The organism is Rahnella sp. JUb53 (assembly GCF_004346065.1).
Lineage (GTDB): Bacteria > Pseudomonadota > Gammaproteobacteria > Enterobacterales > Enterobacteriaceae > Rahnella > Rahnella variigena.
Window position 1 is genome coordinate 79,116 of the sequence record NZ_SLYT01000008.1, and the last position, 20,891, is coordinate 100,006.

The window sequence follows — 20,891 nt, forward strand, 5'->3', positions numbered from 1 at the left end:
ACCCTACAAACATCGCAGTTGGAGAGTATTTATGGCCGGGGCCAGTCGAAATACCATAGGCAAATTTGGGTTGTTATCCATGACATTTGCCGCCGTGTTTAGCTTCAATAACGTCATCAACAATAACATCCAGTTAGGCATCGCCTCGGCACCGGTATTTCTGGTGGCGACCCTCATTTACTTTATTCCGTTTTGCCTGATCATCGCCGAATTTGTCTCGTTAAATAAGAGCTCGGAAGCCGGTGTTTATGCCTGGGTGAAAAGTGCCCTCGGCGGCCGCTGGGCATTTATGACCGCCTACACCTACTGGTTCGTGAATTTGTTTTTCTTCACGGCGCTGCTTCCCCGCGTGATCGCGTATGCGTCTTACGCATTTTTAGGGCACGATTATATTTTCACGCCCTTCACGACCGCGATTATCAGCATCTGCCTGTTTGCCTTTTCCACGCTGATTTCCAACAGCGGTGCGAAATTACTCGGGCCGATGACCTCGGTCACATCGACATTAATGCTGCTGCTGACGTTCTCTTATATCGTGCTGGCGGGCGCGGCGCTGATGGGCGGCGTGGAACCGGCGGATCCGATTAACGTTCAGGCGATGACGCCGCATTTTAACTGGGCATTTTTGGGCATTATTGCGTGGATATTCCAGGCCGCGGGCGGCGCGGAATCGGTCGCGGTATACGTGAATGACGTCAAAGGCGGCAGCCGCGCCTTCGTGAAAGTCATCATTATTTCCGGGCTGGTGATCGGCGTGCTGTATTCCATCGCCTCGCTGCTGATTAACGTGTTTGTGGCACAATCTTCGCTGCATTTTACCGGCGGCACGGTGCAGGTATTTGAAGGTTTATCCGCGCACTTTGGATTACCGGCAGTGCTGATGAACCGCTTTGTCGGCGTAGTTTCATTTACCGCGATGTTTGGCTCATTGCTGATGTGGACGGCCGCACCGGTCAAAATCTTCTTTACTGAAATTCCCAAGGGGATTTTTGGTGAGAAAACCATTCGTCTGAATAAACACGGTGTACCGACGCGCGCGGCGTGGTTCCAGTTTCTTATCGTTATTCCGCTGATGTTAATCCCCACGTTAGGTTCCGACAGCGTGCAGGATTTAATGAATACGCTGATTAACATGACTGCCGCCGCCTCGATGCTGCCGCCGCTGTTTATTATGCTGGCGTACCTGAATCTGCGTCTTAAATACGACAGCGTCGAGCGCGATTTTAAGATGGGTTCCAGAATGCAGGGGATCACCATCGTCAGTACGCTGATTGTGATTTTCACCGTCGGATTTATTGCCTCTACCTTCCCGACCGGCGCCAGTATTATCACCATTGTATTTTATAACGTCGGCGGGCTGGTGCTGTTCCTCGGCTATGCCTGGTGGAAATACAATAAATATTCCAAAGGCCTGGACGATAAAACCCGATATCACGAAGACACGCCGCTGGCGAGAATTGTGCTGGAATCGCAGAATGAAACGGCGCGGGTGAAGAAAGAGAATATGGCAAAGTCGCTTTCCGGGGCATAAAACTCCGGCACATGAAGAGAAAATAAAGACATAAAAAAACCGCCTGTAAAGGCGGTTTTTGTTTTACTGAATCTGAAGTCACACAGAAAAATTTACAAAGCAATATCCGCAGGCTGTTTTGGCTCTTGTTTGGCCTGAACGTCGAGCGGTCGCAGCTGAACCACGTCGGCGACCGGCGTGGTGATCATCGACGGCGTTTCCAGTTGCAGAATACGGCTGGTTTCCAACAGCTCTTTCTCGGTCGCTTCGATATTGCCATTCAGTTTGGTGCCATAGGACGGGATGATCTCCCGGAATTTGGCCTGCCATTCTGCACTGGCGGCTTTTTCTTTAAAGACCGTTTCCAGCAGTTTCATCATGATAGGCGCTGCAGTGGATGCACCCGGTGAAGCCCCCAGCAAGGCGGCGATACTGCCGTCCTTCGCGCTGACCACTTCGGTGCCGAGACGCAATACGCCGCCGTGTTTGCCATCTTTTTTGATGACCTGCACGCGTTGTCCGGCCACCCAGCGTTTCCAGTCTTTTTGCTCGGCCTGCGGGAAGAACTCCTTCAGCGCGGCATGACGGTCTTCATCGCTGAGCATCACCTGCCCGACCAGATATTTCACCAGATCGAAGTTGCCCATGCCAACGCGGGTCATCGGCAGCAGGTTAGAACTGTTCACACTGCCGAACAAATCCCACAGGGAACCGTTTTTCAGGAATTTGCTGGAGAAGGTGGCGAACGGCCCGAACAGCAGAACCTGTTTGCCATCAATAATACGGGTGTCGAGATGCGGAACAGACATCGGTGGCGCGCCCACAGCAGCTTTGCCATAAACTTTCGCCAGATGACGTTTCACCACGTCCTGATTTTCGGTCACCAGGAATTCACCACCGACCGGGAAACCGCCGTACTCACGCGCTTCCGGAATACCGGATTTTTGCAGCAGCGTCAGAGACGCCCCGCCCGCGCCGATGAACACGAATTTCGCATTCACCACGTGGTGTTTGTGGCTGTGTTTGAGATCGGTAATTGTCACGCGCCAGCTTTTATCCGGATTGCGCTGGATATCACGCACTTCCTGACCGTTTGCCAGCGTGAAATTGGATTTTTTCTGCAATGCTTCGACCAGCTGGCGCGTGACTTCGCCGAAGTTCACGTCGGTGCCTGCGGTGGTGCGGGTTGCGGCGACTTTTTGCGCTGGATCACGGCCTTCCATGACTGCCGGGATCCACTGTCTGATTTGTTCCGGGTCTTCTGAATATTCCATCCCGCGGAACAGGGTGCTTTCCTGCAACGCAGCAAAACGTTTGCGCAGGAAATCGATATTCTCATCGCCCCAGACAAAGCTCATGTGCGGCACGCTGTTGATGAAAGAGCGCGGGTTATTCAGCACGCCTTTCTGCACCTGATACGCCATAAACTGACGGGAAACCTGGAAGGCTTCGTTGATCGCTACCGCTTTGGTGATATCGACAGAACCGTCGGGCATCAGCGGGGTATAGTTCATTTCTGCCAGTGCGGAATGGCCGGTACCGGCGTTATTCCAGCCGTTGGAGCTTTCCTGCGCCACGCCGTCCATGCGTTCAATCATATGGACTGACCAGTCCGGCTCGAGTTCCTGGAGGTAGGTCCCCAGGGTTGCACTCATAATTCCGCCGCCGACCAGCAATACATCAACGGATTTTTCGTCTTCTGCGGCCGCAGGCTCGCTGGCACCCAGTGAGTCACGGTTGAGAAGCATACCAAGTATCTTTCTCATGACGTCTGTTTCTCTAAATGTTCAGTTCTGTTCTTGGCGATTCGGTTAAGAATATTGTTATGGCTGTCGAACAAGAAATTAGCAAAAAAACACGCGGGATCGTTACTGAAACTTCATTTTTTAAAATACTGGCTACGAATATAACATTATCACTACATAATTTAAAAAAGGATTTAACGTTTCAAAAAAACAGGCAAACGGGATACCGGACAGCGCTTCAGGCCGCGTCACCGCTGGATTTGAGGGATTCTGCAAAGGGGTTTTGGAGGGCCTGGGGGCGGTCAAAGAACGAGCTATTCGTGCTAAATCGGGTTTTGAGGCAAAAATGAGATGTTAAAAAGGCGCAGTTGCCCGCGCCTTTACGATCACTTTTTACGGAATCAGATTACAACGCGACGTCTGCAACCTGCTTCTGCTCTTCACCCTTTTTAGGGGCTGAAGAATTGTCCGCTGCCGGTGCCGGCTCCGCCGCTTTTGGCTGCGGGTTGTCGAGCATCAGAACGCGGCTGGTGTCGCCCAGTTCTTTCTCGGTCGCGGCCACGTTGCCGTTCAGTTCGGTGCCGTAAGAAGGGATGATGTCCTTCAGTTTGGCCTGCCATTCTGGCGTCGCGACTTTGTCTTTAAACACTTTTTCCATCAGGTGCAGCATGATCGGTGCCGCAGTGGATGCGCCCGGAGAAGCGCCCAGCAGCGCGGTAATGCTGCCATCTTTAGAGCTGACCACTTCGGTGCCGAGACGCAGAACGCCGCCTTCTTTCTCATCTTTTTTGATGATCTGCACACGCTGGCCCGCTTCCCACAGACGCCAGTCTTCTTTCTTCGCATCCGGGAAGTATTCACGTAACGCATCGAAACGATCGTCGTCGGACAACATCACCTGGCTGACCAGATATTTCACCAGATCGAAGTTGTCGATACCCACGTGGGTCATCGGCATGATATTGGAAAAATTCACGCTGCCGAACAGATCCCACAGGGAACCGTTTTTCAGGAATTTGCTGGAGAAGGTCGCGAACGGCCCGAACAGCAGAACCTGTTTGCCATCCAGAATACGGGTGTCGAGGTGCGGTACGGACATCGGCGGTGAGCCGACAGACGCTTTACCGTACACTTTTGCCAGATGGCGTTTCACCACGTCCGGGTTCTCGGTCACCAGGAATTCGCCGCCGACCGGGAAGCCGCCGTAGTTATCTGCTTCCGGAATGCCGGATTTTTGCAGCAACGTCAGTGACGCGCCGCCTGCGCCGATAAACACGAATTTCGCTTTGATGACGCTTTCTTTGTCGCCGTTTTTCAGGTCGGCAACGGTCACGTTCCAGGTGTTATCCGGGTTACGTTTGATGTCGCGCACTTCATGACCGAGGCTCAGCGAGAAGTTAGGTTTCTTCTGCAATGAGGCCACCAGCTGACGGGTGATTTCACCGAAGTTCACGTCGGTACCGATCGGAATACGGGTCGCGGCCACTTTCTGCGCCGGGTCGCGCCCTTCCATCACCAGCGGGATCCACTGTTTGATTTGCGCCGGGTCTTCTGAATATTCCATGCCGCGGAACAGCGTGCTTTGCTGCAGCGCCGCAAAACGTTTACGCAGGAAATTGATGTTGTCGTCACCCCACACAAAACTCATGTGCGGCGTGCTGTTGATGAAGGAACGCGGATTGTGCAGTACGCCGTTCTCAACCTGATAGGTCCAGAACTGACGGGAAATCTGGAAGGATTCGTTGATTTCGACCGCTTTGGAGATATCGATACTGCCGTCGGCTTTTTCCGGCGTGTAGTTCATTTCCGCCAGCGCAGAGTGGCCGGTACCGGCGTTGTTCCAGCCGTTGGAGCTTTCCAGCGCCACGCCGTCGAGACGCTCAACCATGTCGATTGACCAGTTCGGTTCTAATTCCTGAAGGTATGTCCCCAGCGTCGCGCTCATAATGCCGCCGCCGATCAGTAACACATCAACGGGTTTTTCATCTTCTGCCAACGCTGACTGGCTGAAAGCAACCACGTTAAGGCAGAGGATCATGGCGAGTATCTTTCTCATGACGTCTGTTTCTCTGAATGTTTAGTTTTAGTTTTGCAGGTGAAAGCTATCCAGATTTCCCCTGGATAAACGAAATCAACAACCCGGTGCGGTGGGAAATAAGCGATTATTTCCACAGAGTATGAAAGGACAATAATGGGGAGTAACGAAAACCGCGGCGAAGAACGACAAATCAACCACACAAATGTTACCGAATACTCATATTATCGAGATTTCGTAAACAATTTAACATTGCCGTTACGTGCATTAAAAATAGTTTAATACTTTAAATAATTACATAAGTTAGTGACGTGACGAAATTACTCAGGCCAGATTCGCCTGCAAAGCCGCAGCATGCGCGGCCAGAGCCGGTGCCGGACTGTGGCCAATCAGCATGAAGTTGTGACCGGCGTTGCGCCAGTAAACCACGTTCATTCCGCGACGGATTTCACTCTGCTGCGCCGTAGTGTCACGGTGTTCGCTGCGCGTAATACACAGCGCCATCGGGCCGTAGCGCACATCCAGATAGGTGATTTGCGCGATGTCATAGTCGTCATAATGCAACATGCGGGCATCTTTCAGATCTGCCCCCTGCACCGCCAGCGCCGCCGGGCTCAGTGCGATACCTAAGGTATGTTGCACCCGCGCCAGCTGGATTTTTTGTTGCCCCGCAGAATCATACACATCCGCCAGCGTCTGCTCGGTATACAGCGACATGTAATCCGCCACGCGCGCACGCCAGTTATCATCCGATTCAAAAAGCGTCGAATAACGCCCTGCCAGCAGCCCGACGGCCAGAAAGCTTACCGACGCGGCGAGCAGTGCGCGACGACTAAAGCGGCGCGAACCGGCAGCCGGAACATCGGGAATGGCATCCAGCGCGGCTTGTAATTTGCCGACCGGCGCTTGCTGTAACATCGCACCGAACGCGTCGTGGAAGGGTAAATTACTGCGCGACATCTGCGCCAGCCGCTGCGCCAGCACGTCATCCTGCGCCAGTTGTGCTTCAAATTTTGCGCGCTGCGGTTCGCTTAACTGGTTATCGAGATAAGCGACCAGGGTTTCATCGGAATAAGGCGCAGACGGGACTTCACGGGTCATTTTTTCTCTCCCTGCTGCGGTTTTGTGGAGGCACCGGCATCTTTTGCCAGCGTCAGCCGTGCGGCCGCCAGACGGCTCATGATAGTGCCCGCGGGCACACTCAGTGTCATTGCCGCCTCCTGATAGGTAAAACCTTCGACGTACACCAGAAACACCGCGTTGCGCTGGGCTTCCGGCAGCCGGTTCACCCGTTGCATCACCTGCGTATGCCAGTGACGTTCTTCAAAAGACAGCGTGTCGGCGGGCGCCTCCGTTTCATCCACATCCGCAAATCTCTGCCCCTGACGAACGTGCTGCGCCCTGAGTTCGTTAACCCATATAGAGTGCAGAATAGAAAAGAGCCAGCGATCCACGCCGGTGCTGTCGGCGACCTGCGCGCAGCGTTCCAGCGCCCGCACGCAGGTGGATTGCACCAGATCGTCTGCCACGTCATGCTTGCGCGATAACACCATCGCGTAGCGCCACAAACGTGACAGGCACTGGCTCAGTTCAGAACGTAAGTCTGCCGGTGAGATTTATCGTTTCTCCGTGATCAGGATTCCGGGTGGCCGTCGATGGCGGCGCTCAGGTCGCGGTATTCTTCGCAGCCGGTGCCGCATAAGCCTTTGATGGTCGCCAGCTGGGCTTTGGCGAGATCAGGACGCCCTTTAATCATATAAGCCTCGCCGAGATATTCCCGAACTTTGGCGTAATTCGCGTCAATCGCAATCGACTTCTGATAATAGCTGATGCCTTCGTCGGTGCGCCCCAGTTTACGGGTGGCATAGCCGCGATAATTCCAGGCTTCTTTGGTGTTCTGATCTTTGAGCGTATCCAGCACGGTCAGCGCTTCCTGATAACGCCCGGTTTTCGCCAGATGATAGGCGTACTGCGTTTTATCCTGATCGGAAATCATGCTGCCTTTATCCACCATGCAGCTTTTGGTTTTGCTGTCATAGATTTGTCCTTTCGGGCAGTCCGGCGTTTTCTTCGCGTCGGAATCGTCGCCCATCGCATTCGCTGCCGCGCTGAAAAACAGCAGATTGCCAGCCAGACACACAACCGACAGCGCCTGTATTACCGTTTTTGTCTTCATGATGATGTCCTGTAGGGGATTAACGGATGATTTACGGGCGGCCTGCGCTGCCCGGTAACATGCGGCGCAGAATGCCGTCGCGGAGAACGTAATGGTGGAACAGAGCGGTCAGCGAGTGCAGCAAAATAGTCAGCCCGTCAGTGTTCGATATAAGGTAAACACCTGAGGACCGGTTTCTATTCGGTGTGAGGGAAAATAATTTTCGTCCGATATGTTTTAAATGATAAAAACGGAGGAGAAAAGAGACGTCAGAACGCCCAAAGATAGCCTATATATAAATCAGGGACGCGCAAACAGCGTCCTGCGGCGCACAATTTCCCTTTGGGCCGGTCAAAAACCACGTTATTACGCGATAAAGTTTTGTTCTCAGTGGCCGATAATCCGTATTGGGCGCCTTACACGTCAACGGCTGCGCCATAATTTTGCATTTATTTCTTATGAGGTGCGGCAGGTGAGCGAAGTATCTAAAGAGTCGTTTGCGAAGCGGAACACGCTGGCAATCTTGTCCGTTCTGCGTGACCTGAAGAAGAACCAGACACTGGTGATGGTCAGCCATTCCCGCGGGCAATTTATCAGCAAAATTCTGGACGTCGACGCTGACCACCACCAGTTTTTATTCGATCTCGGCAGCTCAGATTATGAAAATAGTCTGGCAATGGACGCCGATACGCTGAATTTTGTGGCAGAACCGGCAGGCGCAAAGGTCGAATTTTCATGCAGTAAAGTTCGTCAGGTGGCGTATGAAGGTTTGCCTACTTTCACCTGTGATATCCCACCCGTGTTGTATTCCATTCAGCGTCGTGAGTATTTCCGTGTGAATGTGCCGTGGCTGCCGGATTACCGTTGCAGCGGAAAACTGCCGGACACGACAGACTTTGCCTATCGCGTGAGGGATATTTCTCTTGGCGGGCTGGGGCTGGAGATTGACGGCATGACGCCGCCGGAAATCAGTTCAGGCGCAGTGCTGAAAGATTCCCTGATCGAACTGGCCGAGCTTGGGAAATTCAAAGTGGATTTGCAGTACATCGGCGCGATGGCGCGCAAATCGGTGAGCAATAAAGGTGAAACTGTCAGCAAACAGCGGCTGAGTTTTAAGTTTCCGAATTTATCGCCCGCGCAGGAACGCGACCTGCAACGGGCAATTTTCGAGCTGGAAAAACAGCAACATATGAAAGCAAAGCGTTTTCAGCACGATTAGGGTTTAGATAAACATACCGCCTGAAGCCTCGATGCGCTGGGCGGTCATCCAGCCTGCCTCATCACTCAGCATCATCGCCACCATCCCGCCAATATCATCCGGCAAACCGGCGCGTCCCAGTGCGGTATTGGCTGAGACAATTTTGTTCACTTCCGGATTATCGCGCACCATACCGCCGCTGAAATCCGTTTCGATCGCGCCAGGTGCCAGCACGTTCGCGGTAATGCCACGGGCGCCCAGTTCTTTGGCCTGATAGCGGGTCAGCACTTCAATCGCACCTTTCATGATGGCGTAAGCCGAAGAGCCCGGCAGTGCGAAACGCGCCAGTCCGCTGGAAACATTCAGAATGCGTCCACCGTCTGCCATCAGCGGCAGCAGTTTCTGCGTCAGGAAAAATGGCCCTTTCAGGTGGACGTTCATCATCAGGTCAAACTGTTCTTCAGTGGTATCCGCAAAAGACTCATGCAAACCCACACCGGCATTGTTCACCAGAAAATCAAAAGTGTCGCGCTGCCAGACCTGTTGCAGCTGAGTTTTTACCTGCGCCACAAAAGCGTCAAAGCTGCCGGACGCGCCGGTATTCAGCTGTAGCGCCACCGCTTTTCCGCCCTGTGCTTCAACTGATTGCACCACCGCCTGCGCCGCATCCGCCTGGCTGTGGTAAGTCAGAATGATATCAACGTTGTTTTTTGCCAGCTTTTCAATGGCATTCTTGCCTAATCCACGGCTTCCGCCGGTCACAATAGCGATTTTACGGTTCATTTTGGGCCTCTTTGGATTTTTGTCACTGATACATCGGTTGAAACATAGCCTATTGGATTACCTGAGTGCGATAAATGGTTCATAATGAGTTTCACTGTCTCAATACCAACAACAATCGGGCAAAATGTGGATAAAATTCAATCAATGCAGGTCTTCGTTCGCGTGGCGGAGCTGAGTAATTTTACCCGTGCAGCAGAAAGTCTCGGTTTGCCAAAAGGCAGTGTCTCGCGCCTCGTCCAGCAGCTGGAGACGCGCATGTCGGCACGCCTGCTGCACCGTTCCACGCGCCGCGTGCAGCTGACGCAGGACGGGCAGGTGTTTTATCAGCGCTGTAAAGAGCTGCTGGCAAACATGGAGGAGCTTGAGTCGATGTTTCAGTCGAATCCGGCCAGCGTCAGCGGGCGGTTACGGGTTGATATGACCACCGGCATGGCGACCAGTCTGGTGCTGCCGCGCCTGGCCGAATTCCTCAACCGTTATCCTGCGCTGGAAATTGAGCTGAGCTGTACCGATCATCGTGTGGATGTGGTGCGCGAAGGGTTCGATTGCGTGATCCGCACCGGCACGCTGAAAGATTCCGGCCTGATTGCCCGCCCGCTCGGGCAGCTCAGCGTGGTGAACTGCGCCAGCCCCGGTTATCTGCGTCGTTATGGCACGCCTGATCACCCAGACCAGCTGGCGCAGCACGCGATGGTCCATTACGAACAAATTCTCGGCAGCCATACGTCCGCCTTTGAATATCTCGACGGTAAGCAGGTGAAAACCGTTAAAAGCGGCGGCGCAGTGACGGTCAACAGCACTGAAACTTACGTCTCTGCCTGTCTGGCCGGATTAGGCATTATTCAGGCGCCGTTGCTCGGCGTGCGTGACGCGCTGGCAAGCGGTCAGCTGGTGAGTATTTTGCCGCAGTTCCGTGCGCCGCCAATGCCGGTGACGCTGGTTTATCCGCACCGCCTGAACCTTTCCCGCCGCGTGAAAGTGTTTATGGACTGGCTGACCGACATTACTCAAACGTTCATTGCCTGACCGCTTAAACCGCCGCGACTTAGTCCCGGCGGCTCAGGCGTCTATACTTAAAGCCGGATGCACTTTTAAGGACAACATGGATCAATGCCCATCATTTCTAAACAAGAACCTGATACACAGGAAAAACCCGAGCCGCTGATTAATATCAAAACCGGTAATTCTACGGTGGATAAAAACATCGGCAGATTTTCACGACTGGTAGAACACGTTCAGTCATGGGGCTGGGTCGCCCACCTGCTGCGTACCACAGAGCGCTTTAACGATCGCCTCGGCAGCCAGTTTGGCGCGGCCATCACCTATTTTTCGTTTCTGTCGCTAATCCCGATCCTGATGGTGTCCTTCGCCGCCGTCGGTTTTGTGCTGGCCTCAAATCCCGATTTGCTGGCGGAGCTGATCAATAAAATCGTCAACAGCATCAGCGACCCGAATCTGGCGAACACGCTGAAAAGCACGGTGAATACCGCCATCCAGCAGCGTACCGCCGTGGGGTTATCCGGTTTGCTGATTGCGCTCTATTCCGGTATCAGCTGGATGGGAAATCTGCGCGAGGCGATCCGCGCACAATCGCGCGATGTCTGGGAACGTAATCCGCAGGATCAGGAAAAGATTTACCGCCGCTACATCCGCGACTTTATTTCACTGACCGGGCTGGTGCTGGCGCTGATTATCACGCTGTCGCTGACGTCGATTGCCGGTGCCGCGCAAAAAACCATTGTCGATGCGCTGGGTCTTGGCGGCATTGACTGGCTGCGTCCGGTGATGACCAGCATCACGCTGGTGATTTCTATTGCCGCCAACTATTTGCTGTTCCTGTGGATTTTCTGGATGCTGCCGCGCCACAAGCCACGTAAAAAAGCGCTGCTGCGCGGGACGTTGCTGGCGGCAGTGGGCTTTGAGGTGATCAAATTCGTGATGACCATGACGCTGCCGAAACTGGCGACGTCGCCTTCCGGCGCGGCGTTCGGGTCGGTGATCGGGCTGATGGCTTTCTTCTATTTCTTCGCCCGTCTGACGTTATTTGTGGCGGCGTGGATAGCGACTGCAAAATACAAAGATGATCCGAAAATGCCGGATCACCGTCAGAATGCAGGCAAAAATGAGAAAAACGCCACGGAAAACGACAGTGAATACACGCCGGACAATCTCATCGTGCCAGATGAAATGCATATATCAGCAATTAATTCTGATAATGAGATTAAAAAGCAGTGAATAATGCCAAATCAGGCATTGCACTGAGCTGAAAACCAGAATAACTGACTGAGGCCCGTACTTTTATTTCGCGGTTTTGCAGTCAGTTACTCTGCCTTTTAACCATTCGCCAAACTTATGATTGGCGAAATCTCGCCCTGATAAAACATTCCCCCGATCCGGCTTTAAATGCCTTTTTTCAGCGCCTCCGCTGCGTTGAAATACCGCCCTGCTCTGCATAAGATGCCTTTTCGATATACATTTATTTACATTAGATCCCTCCCACTCATTACAAATAAGAAACACTTATGCAAGCCACTATCACTCCAGAATTAGAAGCTGACGCCAACCTGGTGAGTCAGAACTCCCGCGGCAAAGTTATCGTGGCATCGCTAATCGGTACGGCCATTGAATTCTTCGACTTTTATATCTACGCCACTGCCGCGGTAATTGTATTCCCGCATATTTTCTTCCCGCAGGGTGATCCGACAGCGGCCACACTTCAGTCGCTCGCCACCTTCGCCATCGCCTTTATTGCACGTCCGATTGGCTCGGCACTGTTCGGTCACTTCGGCGACCGCGTCGGGCGTAAAGTCACCCTTGTGGCATCTTTGCTGACCATGGGCGTGTCTACCGTGGTGATTGGCCTGCTGCCGACCTACGCGACGATTGGCGTCTTCGCACCATTACTGCTGGCGCTGGCGCGCTTTGGTCAGGGTCTGGGACTGGGCGGTGAATGGGGCGGCGCGGCGCTGCTGGCCACCGAGAATGCACCGGCGAAGAAACGTGCCCTGTACGGTTCTTTCCCGCAGCTCGGCGCGCCGATCGGCTTCTTCTTTGCCAACGGCATGTTCCTGCTGCTGTCGTGGCTGCTGACCGATGAACAGTTCATTTCCTGGGGCTGGCGTGTGCCATTCCTGCTGTCTGCGGTGCTGGTGATTGTCGGTCTGTACGTGCGTGTTTCCCTGCACGAAACGCCGGTGTTCGCCAAAATCGCTAAAGCCGGTAAACAGGTGAAAGTGCCCATCGGTACGCTGTTCACCAAATACAAAAAAGCGACGCTGCTCGGCACGTTCATCATGGTCGCGACTTACACGCTGTTCTACATCATGACCGTATATTCACTGGGTTACGGCACGGCGGCAAAGCCAGTCGGACTGGGCATTCCGCGCAATGAATTTCTGCTGATGCTAATGATTGGCGTGATCGGTTTTGGCGTGATGGTGCCGGTCGCCGGTCAGCTGGCGGATAAGTTTGGCCGTCGCAAAACCATGATTTGCATTACGCTGCTGATGATCGTCTTTGCCCTGTGCTTCCCGACCATTCTGGGTGCCGGTTCACAGGCGCTGGTGATGGTATTCCTGCTGTGCGGCTTTATGGTGATGGGACTGACCTTCGGTCCGATGGGCGCACTGCTGCCGGAACTTTTCCCGACAGAAGTTCGTTATACCGGCGCATCCTTCTCCTATAATGTGTCTTCGATACTGGGCGCGTCCGTCGCGCCGTATATCGCCACCTGGCTGGCAACTCATTACGGGTTGTTCTACGTGGGCGTGTATCTGGCCTCGATGGCAACGCTGACACTGATCGCGCTGCTGTTGTCCAAAGAAACCGCCCATCAGTCACTGTAACTGACCCGACACCGTGCCCGGTATGCGCCCGGCACGGTGCCTTCAGCGAAGGTTCCTTATGCGCTTACGACGTTTTATCCTGCCTGTTCTGATCCTGCTTATCGTTATTGCTGCGGCCTTTTGGTATTTCTGGCCTCATACCTCCAATCCCAACGCCCTGTGGAACATCATCAGTAAGAAATGCCTGCCGAATCACCAAAGCACAGGCAAACCTGAGCCCTGCGCACAGGTCGATGAACCGCAAGGATTTGTGGTGCTGAAAGATCTGAATGGCCCGCTGCAATATCTGCTGATGCCCACCGCGCGGATCACCGGTATGGAAAGCCCGGCTTTACTGGAACCGGCAACGCCGAACTTTTTCAGTCAGGCATGGAATGCGCGGCATTTTATGGCGGATAAGTACGGTAAACCGATCGATGACAGCAATGTCTCTCTGGCGATTAACTCGCAATATGGCCGCTCGCAGAACCAGCTGCATATCCACATTTCCTGCCTTCTGCCGCAGGTGAAAACCACGCTGAGCAAAGATGGCGCGCAGATGGGATATAACTGGCAGGCGCTGCCGGATAAACTGCTCGGACATACCTATCTGGCACGTAAAGTGACACAGGCTGAGCTGAATGAAAAAGGCGCTTTCCGGCTCCTGGCCGAAGGCGTGCCGGAAGCGGATAAAAAGATGGGGCATTTCGGCATGGCAATGGTCAGCCTGCCGGGCGGCGATTTCCTGCTGCTCGCCAGCGAGCGTGACTTACTGAAACTCAATAACGCCTCGACCGAGGAGATCCAGGACCACAAATGTGCGGTACTGGATCCGGTGCCTCAGTGATGCAGATGCCGGAAGGCGCGCATGGTTAACTCCTTCCCCTTTTCACGAGGGGGAGGAGTCAATCCAACACGATTACTTCTCTTTCATCTGCTGCAATATCGGGCCGCACTGATTTTCTTCATTATCGCTTGGAGAAATCAGGGCGAGTAATGCCGCGGCGGGAGCCACCACTGCACCGAGCGCGACGGCGGCGGCACCACGGGCAATCAGCGGACCCGGTTTCACGCCGGCATCCGGATTTTTGTAGGTACCGCGAACATACAACGGTGAACGTAAGGTCAGGATACGCACGCCCTTACTTTCCGGGTTGATCGACAAGTCCAGACGCTCGGTCGCCATATTGGTGTTACCGGTGATGTTGATGACCGCGTTCTCGGTATCAAACACAAACAGCCGTGGCGTCACCAGCCCGTTCTTCACGTTGACGTTGGCGGCCGCACAGTTGATGGCCACTTCGTCATCGCCAAACAGTTTGCTGACCACGTAGTTACCGACATTCAGCCCAGCCAGTTCCATCAGACCCCGGCTGATCACGCCGTCGTTGATGAGGATTTTCATGTCACCGTTGCTGGTGCCCAGAAGCGCCGCGACCGAATTGCCGGTACCGGTCAGCGTGGCATCACCGTTCAGGTCACCCAGGCTGCGCTCCATCGACTGCACGCTTGGCAGCAGCTGTTTCAGTTTCAGCTTACGGGCATGAATATCTGCACGCGCCTGCATTGGCGATTTGTCCCCTTCAAGCCGGATAGTGGAATTCAGGTTCCCGCCCGCGACGCCGAAGCGCAGCGGATCCAGCAGGATTTCACCGTCCGTCAGTTTCAGATGCGTGCTCAAATCACTCAGCGGCAGAGATTTGCCATGCTCGATGCGTTTGGCGCTGAACTTCACATCGGCATCCATGACGCGCCAGCTCTTGGTATCAAATTTCTCCACCGGCAGCACTTTATCGGCAGGCTGGCGGGTGGTTTCCCCACGTTTGGCTTTATCTTTGTTGGAATCCGCACCAATCAGCGGCGCCAGATCGGCAAAGCGCAGTTGTTTAGACACTACATCGCCGGTCAGTTTTGGCCGTGGTTTGCTGGCCTGATAGGTCAGGGAACCGTGAATGTCGCTGTCGCCAATTTCACCATTAAAGTTCTGATAACGGTAAATCGCACCGTTTTTGCCATGCAACGTCGCCGATAAATGTCCGTCAGTGGAATAAGGTGGCGTTTGCGGCAACAACACGCCGGTCAGACCGTACAAATCAGACAGCGTCTGGCCGGAGAATTTCAGGCGTAAATCCAGACCGCCGAGGTTCATCGCATCCTGCAAGGTCCCGGCCACCGCTACCCGCGTGTTGCCTGAACGTACATCGGCCTGTAACGGGAACAGCGCATCGGGGTCTTTCAGCGCCAGCATGCCGCCGATTTTACCGCTACCAGAGAGCGATTCACCGTTGTATTTACCGTCAACTTTCCAGCCGAAAACGTACGGCGGAGTTTTAGATGTCGACGCGTCTTTTTTATCGCCGACCACTTCGGTAAACGGCAGCGGTTTGCCCAGCGGATCAATAATGGCGCGGAAATCGGCTTTCATTTTCGCGTCTTTGTAATCGATTTGTCCGCGGTCAAACACGATGTCATTGAGGGTAAATGACCAGGCGGAAGGCGGCTGAGCCGGGTCTTTGGTGTCGCTGTTGGCAAGATTAAACGTCCAGTTATTTTTGCCATTATCGAGACGTACCAGCGACGCATCCGGCTGTTTCAGCCAGATACGCGGAATAAGGACTTCTTTATGCAGCAGCGCGAGTGGCGCAATACTGGCGTCCACGCGGGCGAGTTTCACCATCTGCGCGTCTTTTTCGCCAGTTTGCACATCAGAAGGGTTACCGAGCACGATATCTTCAGCATGAATATGCGGCCACGGAACCCACGCACGCCAGCCCGCCTCATCTTTCTGCCGCGACCAGTCCACCCCTAAATTGCCGCGAATGGCAAAAGTACGGTTCAGTTCAGCGCTGACCTTTTGATTAATGGTAGGTTTGAGGCGGTTCCAGTCGAAGGTCGCGATGAAAATCACGACAGCGATCAACAGAATCACAATGATGCCCACAACCCAGGAGATCACTTTACCTGTGCGCGTCATAAAGCTGTTCCTTTCAGACAGTTAACGAATCCCAGTGTTTAACCATAGTTGAATTTGTCGCAATTTGCCGGAACCGGCGTGTGAAAAAGAAGAAAAACGAGGCAGGAGATGTGACTGTAAAAGCATTTAAATCAACAGAATAACAATGAATCACACCACCTCTACGCACCGGGCAATTTGAGACTTCGCCTCAGCGGGTAAGGTGTGATCCATTATCCTTTGAAATGTATTGGCAGGTTATCAAGATTGTCGAACGTCGCAGGACGCGCCAGATAATAGCCCTGAGCGGCGAGCGCATCGGAATTACACACCATCGCCCATTCCGAGGCTGTTTCGACCCCTTCAATGATCACGCCTTTGCTGTAGCGGTTCATCAGCGTCACCAGCGTATAAAACAGGCGCGAGCCTTCTTCGCTCTGTCCCAAAAGAATAAACAAATCGCGGGCGATTTTGATGTATTCGTAATGCCAGGTGGTGAAAGAAGAAAAGTTTGCGATCCCCTGACCAAAATCGTCGAGCCATAAACGGTCAGATTGCTCGATTTGCGACAACGGAATACTCAGTGCATGTTCAGCGCTTTCGACCAGTTCAAAACGTACGTAAGGCATCGCGCTGATTTGCGCGCGCAGCGCGGTGTCAGATTGCAGCATTTCCAGCACCTGACCATCGACGTTGATAGAAGCCAGTAATTCATGGTCGATGAACAAACTTTGCCAGCGCTGTAACAGGTCGAGTTGCTCCTGCACGATTTGCAGACGTTTGCCCACGGCTATCGCAACAAAATATTCTTCAGGTGAAATGAATTTGTGCGGATCCGCCGGGTGGAAAACCCCGGTCAGTAATTCAATCCCCAACAGCTTTCCTGTCGTGCGATAAATAGGCTGAAAACGGTACACTCTCTGACACTGACGCCAGTAAGACTGTGCTTTTACGCGTTCAATCGCGGTAAAAGAAGGCGTAATCAGCCCTAACATCATCTTAGTTATCATATTTTTCTGCCGTCATGAATAAGAATCAGATCATCAGGGGACATGCGGCAACATGTGTTGCGTGACGACAATGGCGTCCATATGAACAGACCGGACTTCAGCGAAGCACGTCGTTTCATGGCGGCAAAGTAGCCCGGTTTCCTGGCTTTCATTAGTAGAGTTATCTATCGGCGTAGCGCGGGGAAACTTTAATCACTCCGCATTTCTCTGCATGATTTGCGCATAAAAAACCCGAAAACCGGGCTGGAAGTTCCTTACAGCAGGCTCTGCATTGGGATGAATGAAACATTTCGTTTTTTCGCCTGCCGCATAAAAAAATAAAACCTCGTTTTAATTTATTTGACTGACCGCATTCTTATGAAGAGACTAGAGCGCAATAATGACGATCTTTTCTTTCCTTTCGTTTTAATGCTTCAGACATAGGCCAGGTACAATGACCCGCAAAAACATTGCCGTAATCGGCGAATGCATGATCGAATTATCTCAGAAAGGCGATGCCCTCCACCGGGGTTTTGGTGGTGACACGCTGAACACGTCTGTTTATATTTCCCGTCAGGTTTCCCCTGAAGCGCTGAACGTCCATTACGTTACCGCGCTCGGCACCGACAGTTTCAGCAATGAGATGTTGCAGGCGTGGCAGCAGGAAGGCGTGAACACAGATCTGACTCAGCGTCTGGAAAACAAACTGCCTGGCCTGTATGTGATTGAAACCGACGACACCGGTGAGCGCACCTTTTACTACTGGCGCAATGATGCCGCCGCGCGCTACTGGCTCGACAGCCCGCAATCCGAAGAGATTTGTCAGAAGCTGGCAGAATTCGATTATCTGTACCTGAGCGGCATCAGTTTGGCGATCCTTAACGATGAAAGCCGTGACCGTCTGATGACCCTGCTGAAAGCCTGCCGTTCACGCGGTGGCAAAGTCATTTTCGACAACAACTATCGTCCTCGCCTGTGGGCCAGCAAAGAACAGACGCAGGCCGCGTATAACGCAATGCTTTCCTGCACAGACATCGCTTTCCTGACGCTCGACGATGAAGACATGTTGTGGGGTCAGAAGCCGTATGAGGAAGTGATCGCACGCACCCACGCGCTGGGCGTCAGCGAAGTGGTGGTGAAACGCGGAGCCGACAGCTGCATCGTGTCCAGCGCCGAAGGCGAGCAGCACGATGTGCCTGCGGTGAAATTGCCGAAAGAGAAAGTGATCGATACAACCGCCGCAGGGGATTCCTTCAGCGCCGGGTATTTAGCAGTAAGGCTCACCGGCGGAAGCGCGGTGGAAGCGGCAGTGCGCGGGCATGAGACAGCGAGCACCGTGATTCAGCATCGCGGGGCGATCATCCCGATGGAGTTTATGCCGGAGCGGGTATAACGGTTTTTCACTTTCAGTGAAGGCTGGGTCGTAAGACGGTGAAAGTTTCGGTTTCCTAAGTGCTGCGCTCACTTAACTCACCGCGCCGAAACCGCCCAAAAGGGGCCATGACGGGCCCCTCTTGGATCTCCCACGTCTTTTTACTGCGCGCTACCGCAGGCAAGACGGACATGTTCTGTCACTTAAGTGAGTGGCACAAAATGTCATCGCTGCGCGATTCCCGAATGTCAGGTGTCGAGCCATAGGTCTCGAACCGTTCATTCGGTGCCATTTTTGAGCACGCCAATCCACTTTTCTAAAAGATAAACATCAGTTTGATGTTGAATTTAAGATCTTGCGGGCGATTCAGAAATCTTGCTGAACGGAGCGGCTTCGAGACCTATGGCTCGAAGACCGAGAGAAGGAACCGCAAAGCGGCAAGATTTCCAGCCTGTCATTGCGGTTGCTGAAACATAGCCAGCGAGCGGTAGCGCTGGTTGTAAAAGCGGGGAGAGATCCAAGAGAGGGAAAGCACTTCCCTCTCTTGGGCGGTTTCGGCGCAGCGAGTTAAGTGATCCCTGCAATTAAGAAACCGAAATACACACGGTCAGTTTTGACAGCCCCGATGCAATTAAGAAACCGAAATTTTTCACCCTTCCCAACCGGGAATAAATAAGGGACTCTCCCTTATTGAGATGAAGCCGATGCCGCCGGCACATCACCCGCTGCCGGAGCGCTCTCCACCGGTGCCATCACTTTGTCATACACCGCCCGCAGTTCACCTGCATTCAGTTCAGACTCGCCTTTCGGTTGTGCAATCAGCATCGCGGGTTCGCGGGAAAGCTGCTGTTTCAGCTCCTGATTCAGCACCGGCAACGTCAGCGTGGTAAGGAACTGCTGACGCAATTGCTGGTACTGTTCCGGTGCGATATCCACGACGCCGTTCTGCTGCGAACGCAAACGCTGGCTCATCAGCACATCGGTGTCGGTACGGGCGTAGGTGGCGAAAAGCTTGCTCAGCTGATCGTTCTTTTGCGCAATCAGCGCATCAAATTCAGACTGCGAAATGCCTTTATCACGCACCACCAGCAACTCTTCGGACAAACGCTTAAACAGCTCGGCAAGCTTCGCCTGTGGGGCGTCGATACGGATAGCACACTGGGCGCGCTGATACTGCACATTGCAGTCAAAGCCCAGTGACGGGCCCGGTGTGGTGGCATCTTTCTTATTTTCGAAAGCAGTTTTCAGGGCTTCCTGCAAATGCCAGAACAGCGCCTCACGGGCTAAATCACTGCGCCAGTACGCGGAAAGCGCCTGTGAATCCTGAATCGGCTGCCAGGCGTTGTCCCACATTAATGACAGACGATCCTGAGTCAGATTTTCATCCATCACGCTCATCGATTTGGTCGTGACTTCAGAGAGCGTCGGCAAGGTTTGTGGGGTCTGACGGCTGCCTTTCAGAACAGAGAAAGTCCGGTTGATTTGTTCGCTAAGACCACGACTATCCACATTCCCAACCACAAACAGCGTCATCGCATCAGGGGTATACCACTGATGATAAAACTTGCTTAAGGCTTCGATATTGATAGGTTTTGTCGGCAACTGATCGGGACTGTGCCCAACCAGGGTCGAACCGGCCATACGCGCACGCCACCAGGCATCCTGCGTATTTTGCGGTAAAGAGCCCACCGGATCCTGAGATTCCTGACGCGCGGCACTCACCAGCTCAGGCGTCACGGAGATTTTACCGGCGGTATTCGCCAGCCAGTTCAGCGCATCCTTCATCAGATCAGGACGGTTATTTGGCAGGCTCAGGTTATACATGGTGAAGTCATAAGAACTGACAGCCGGCGGCATCGGGCGCTGCGGATTGATACCTTGCTGCCATAAAGATTGTAACTGAGACGTGCTGAATCCTTCGCTGTGCATCAGTGCCAGACGCGGAAGGAAATGGGCATAGCCCGATTGCTGGGCAGATTCTGCCAGCGAGCCGGTGCGAACCACCAGGCGTAATTCGATACGATCGCTCGGGCGTTGCGGCGTCGTCAGCAACTGCCAGGTAAATCCATTGTCCAGCTTCCCCTGCTGCCAGGCCGGATCAGGTTGTAATGCTTCAGCTTGCACATGACTTGCGGCTGCTGCCAGCAACAATCCACCAATGAGTAAACGGATTTTGGTGCCCTGCATGTGAACCCCTACGTAATGACAATCTAATTTTAAATTTGCTGTCCTGCCGGTGTCAGTTGACTCGCCCACAGGAACTGAATGCGTAAGTTTAAGGACGAAAAATACAATCCTTCGTTAGACCGCGCTTTTCCTGCAAAGTC

Annotated in this window: 16 protein-coding genes; 7 read left to right on the top strand and 9 right to left on the bottom strand. The window is 53.4% G+C overall.

Annotated elements, in window-relative coordinates:
* Positions 1-31 precede the first annotated feature (31 nt).
* Positions 32-1,531 carry an amino acid permease gene (locus EC840_RS18190; RefSeq protein ID WP_132966494.1) on the top strand — a complete coding sequence of 500 codons (1,500 nt, stop codon included), beginning with the start codon at positions 32-34 and terminating at the stop codon, positions 1,529-1,531.
* Positions 1,532-1,623: 92 nt separating this feature from the next.
* Here the strand turns inward: EC840_RS18190 and mqo are convergent, their stop codons facing one another.
* The 5 genes from mqo to EC840_RS18215 all read right to left on the bottom strand — a co-directional run bounded on the left by mqo (position 1,624) and on the right by EC840_RS18215 (position 7,466).
* Positions 1,624-3,276, bottom strand: a complete 1,653-nt coding sequence (mqo, locus tag EC840_RS18195) for a malate dehydrogenase (quinone) (RefSeq protein ID WP_112288026.1) — start codon at positions 3,274-3,276, stop codon at positions 1,624-1,626.
* A 385-nt stretch (positions 3,277-3,661) separates the two neighbouring features.
* The gene (locus EC840_RS18200; RefSeq protein WP_113876916.1) at positions 3,662-5,311 is read right to left on the bottom strand and encodes a malate:quinone oxidoreductase; all 1,650 of its coding nucleotides are present in this window, start codon (positions 5,309-5,311) and stop codon (positions 3,662-3,664) included.
* A 303-nt stretch (positions 5,312-5,614) separates the two neighbouring features.
* Positions 5,615-6,391, bottom strand: coding sequence for an anti-sigma factor (locus EC840_RS18205; protein WP_132966496.1), 777 nt, complete (start codon positions 6,389-6,391; stop codon positions 5,615-5,617).
* Positions 6,388-6,843: a sigma-70 family RNA polymerase sigma factor gene (locus EC840_RS18210; protein WP_314722490.1), complete on the bottom strand. Its 456-nt coding sequence runs from the start codon at positions 6,841-6,843 to the stop codon at positions 6,388-6,390. Before EC840_RS18210 ends, EC840_RS18205 begins: the two co-directional genes overlap by 4 nt.
* A gap of 80 nt (positions 6,844-6,923) precedes the next feature.
* The gene (locus EC840_RS18215; protein ID WP_132966499.1) at positions 6,924-7,466 is read right to left on the bottom strand and encodes a tetratricopeptide repeat protein; all 543 of its coding nucleotides are present in this window, start codon (positions 7,464-7,466) and stop codon (positions 6,924-6,926) included.
* Between the two features lie 451 nt (positions 7,467-7,917).
* On the opposite strand from EC840_RS18215, the gene EC840_RS18225 reads away from it, so the two are divergent.
* Positions 7,918-8,664 carry a flagellar brake protein gene (locus tag EC840_RS18225; RefSeq protein ID WP_113876912.1) on the top strand — a complete coding sequence of 249 codons (747 nt, stop codon included), beginning with the start codon at positions 7,918-7,920 and terminating at the stop codon, positions 8,662-8,664.
* A 3-nt stretch (positions 8,665-8,667) separates the two neighbouring features.
* Here EC840_RS18225 and EC840_RS18230 read toward each other — a convergent pair whose 3' ends face one another.
* Positions 8,668-9,426: an SDR family oxidoreductase gene (locus EC840_RS18230; protein ID WP_129637723.1), complete on the bottom strand. Its 759-nt coding sequence runs from the start codon at positions 9,424-9,426 to the stop codon at positions 8,668-8,670.
* A 126-nt stretch (positions 9,427-9,552) separates the two neighbouring features.
* On the opposite strand from EC840_RS18230, the gene EC840_RS18235 reads away from it, so the two are divergent.
* The 4 genes from EC840_RS18235 to EC840_RS18250 all read left to right on the top strand — a co-directional run bounded on the left by EC840_RS18235 (position 9,553) and on the right by EC840_RS18250 (position 14,097).
* Positions 9,553-10,452, top strand: coding sequence for a LysR family transcriptional regulator (locus EC840_RS18235; RefSeq protein WP_181955534.1), 900 nt, complete (start codon positions 9,553-9,555; stop codon positions 10,450-10,452).
* Between the two features lie 84 nt (positions 10,453-10,536).
* Positions 10,537-11,661, top strand: coding sequence for an inner membrane protein YhjD (gene yhjD, locus EC840_RS18240; protein WP_129637724.1), 1,125 nt, complete (start codon positions 10,537-10,539; stop codon positions 11,659-11,661).
* Between the two features lie 287 nt (positions 11,662-11,948).
* On the top strand, positions 11,949-13,271 hold the full coding sequence (locus EC840_RS18245; RefSeq protein ID WP_112288019.1) for an MFS transporter: 1,323 nt from the start codon (positions 11,949-11,951) through the stop codon (positions 13,269-13,271).
* Between the two features lie 58 nt (positions 13,272-13,329).
* Entirely contained in the window at positions 13,330-14,097 is a 768-nt protein-coding gene (locus EC840_RS18250) for a CDP-diacylglycerol diphosphatase (RefSeq protein ID WP_132966501.1), read from the top strand.
* A 72-nt stretch (positions 14,098-14,169) separates the two neighbouring features.
* Here the strand turns inward: EC840_RS18250 and EC840_RS18255 are convergent, their stop codons facing one another.
* The gene (locus EC840_RS18255) at positions 14,170-16,224 is read right to left on the bottom strand and encodes an AsmA family protein (protein ID WP_132966503.1); all 2,055 of its coding nucleotides are present in this window, start codon (positions 16,222-16,224) and stop codon (positions 14,170-14,172) included.
* A gap of 212 nt (positions 16,225-16,436) precedes the next feature.
* Positions 16,437-17,213, bottom strand: coding sequence for a cyclic-guanylate-specific phosphodiesterase (pdeH, locus tag EC840_RS18260; protein ID WP_113876905.1), 777 nt, complete (start codon positions 17,211-17,213; stop codon positions 16,437-16,439).
* A gap of 433 nt (positions 17,214-17,646) precedes the next feature.
* Between pdeH and EC840_RS18265 the strand changes: the two genes are divergently transcribed.
* Positions 17,647-18,585, top strand: coding sequence for a sugar kinase (locus EC840_RS18265; RefSeq protein ID WP_132966505.1), 939 nt, complete (start codon positions 17,647-17,649; stop codon positions 18,583-18,585).
* Positions 18,586-19,251: 666 nt separating this feature from the next.
* On the opposite strand, the gene EC840_RS18270 is transcribed toward EC840_RS18265, so the two are convergent.
* Positions 19,252-20,751, bottom strand: a complete 1,500-nt coding sequence (locus tag EC840_RS18270; RefSeq protein WP_132966507.1) for a pitrilysin family protein — start codon at positions 20,749-20,751, stop codon at positions 19,252-19,254.
* Positions 20,752-20,891 lie beyond the last annotated feature (140 nt).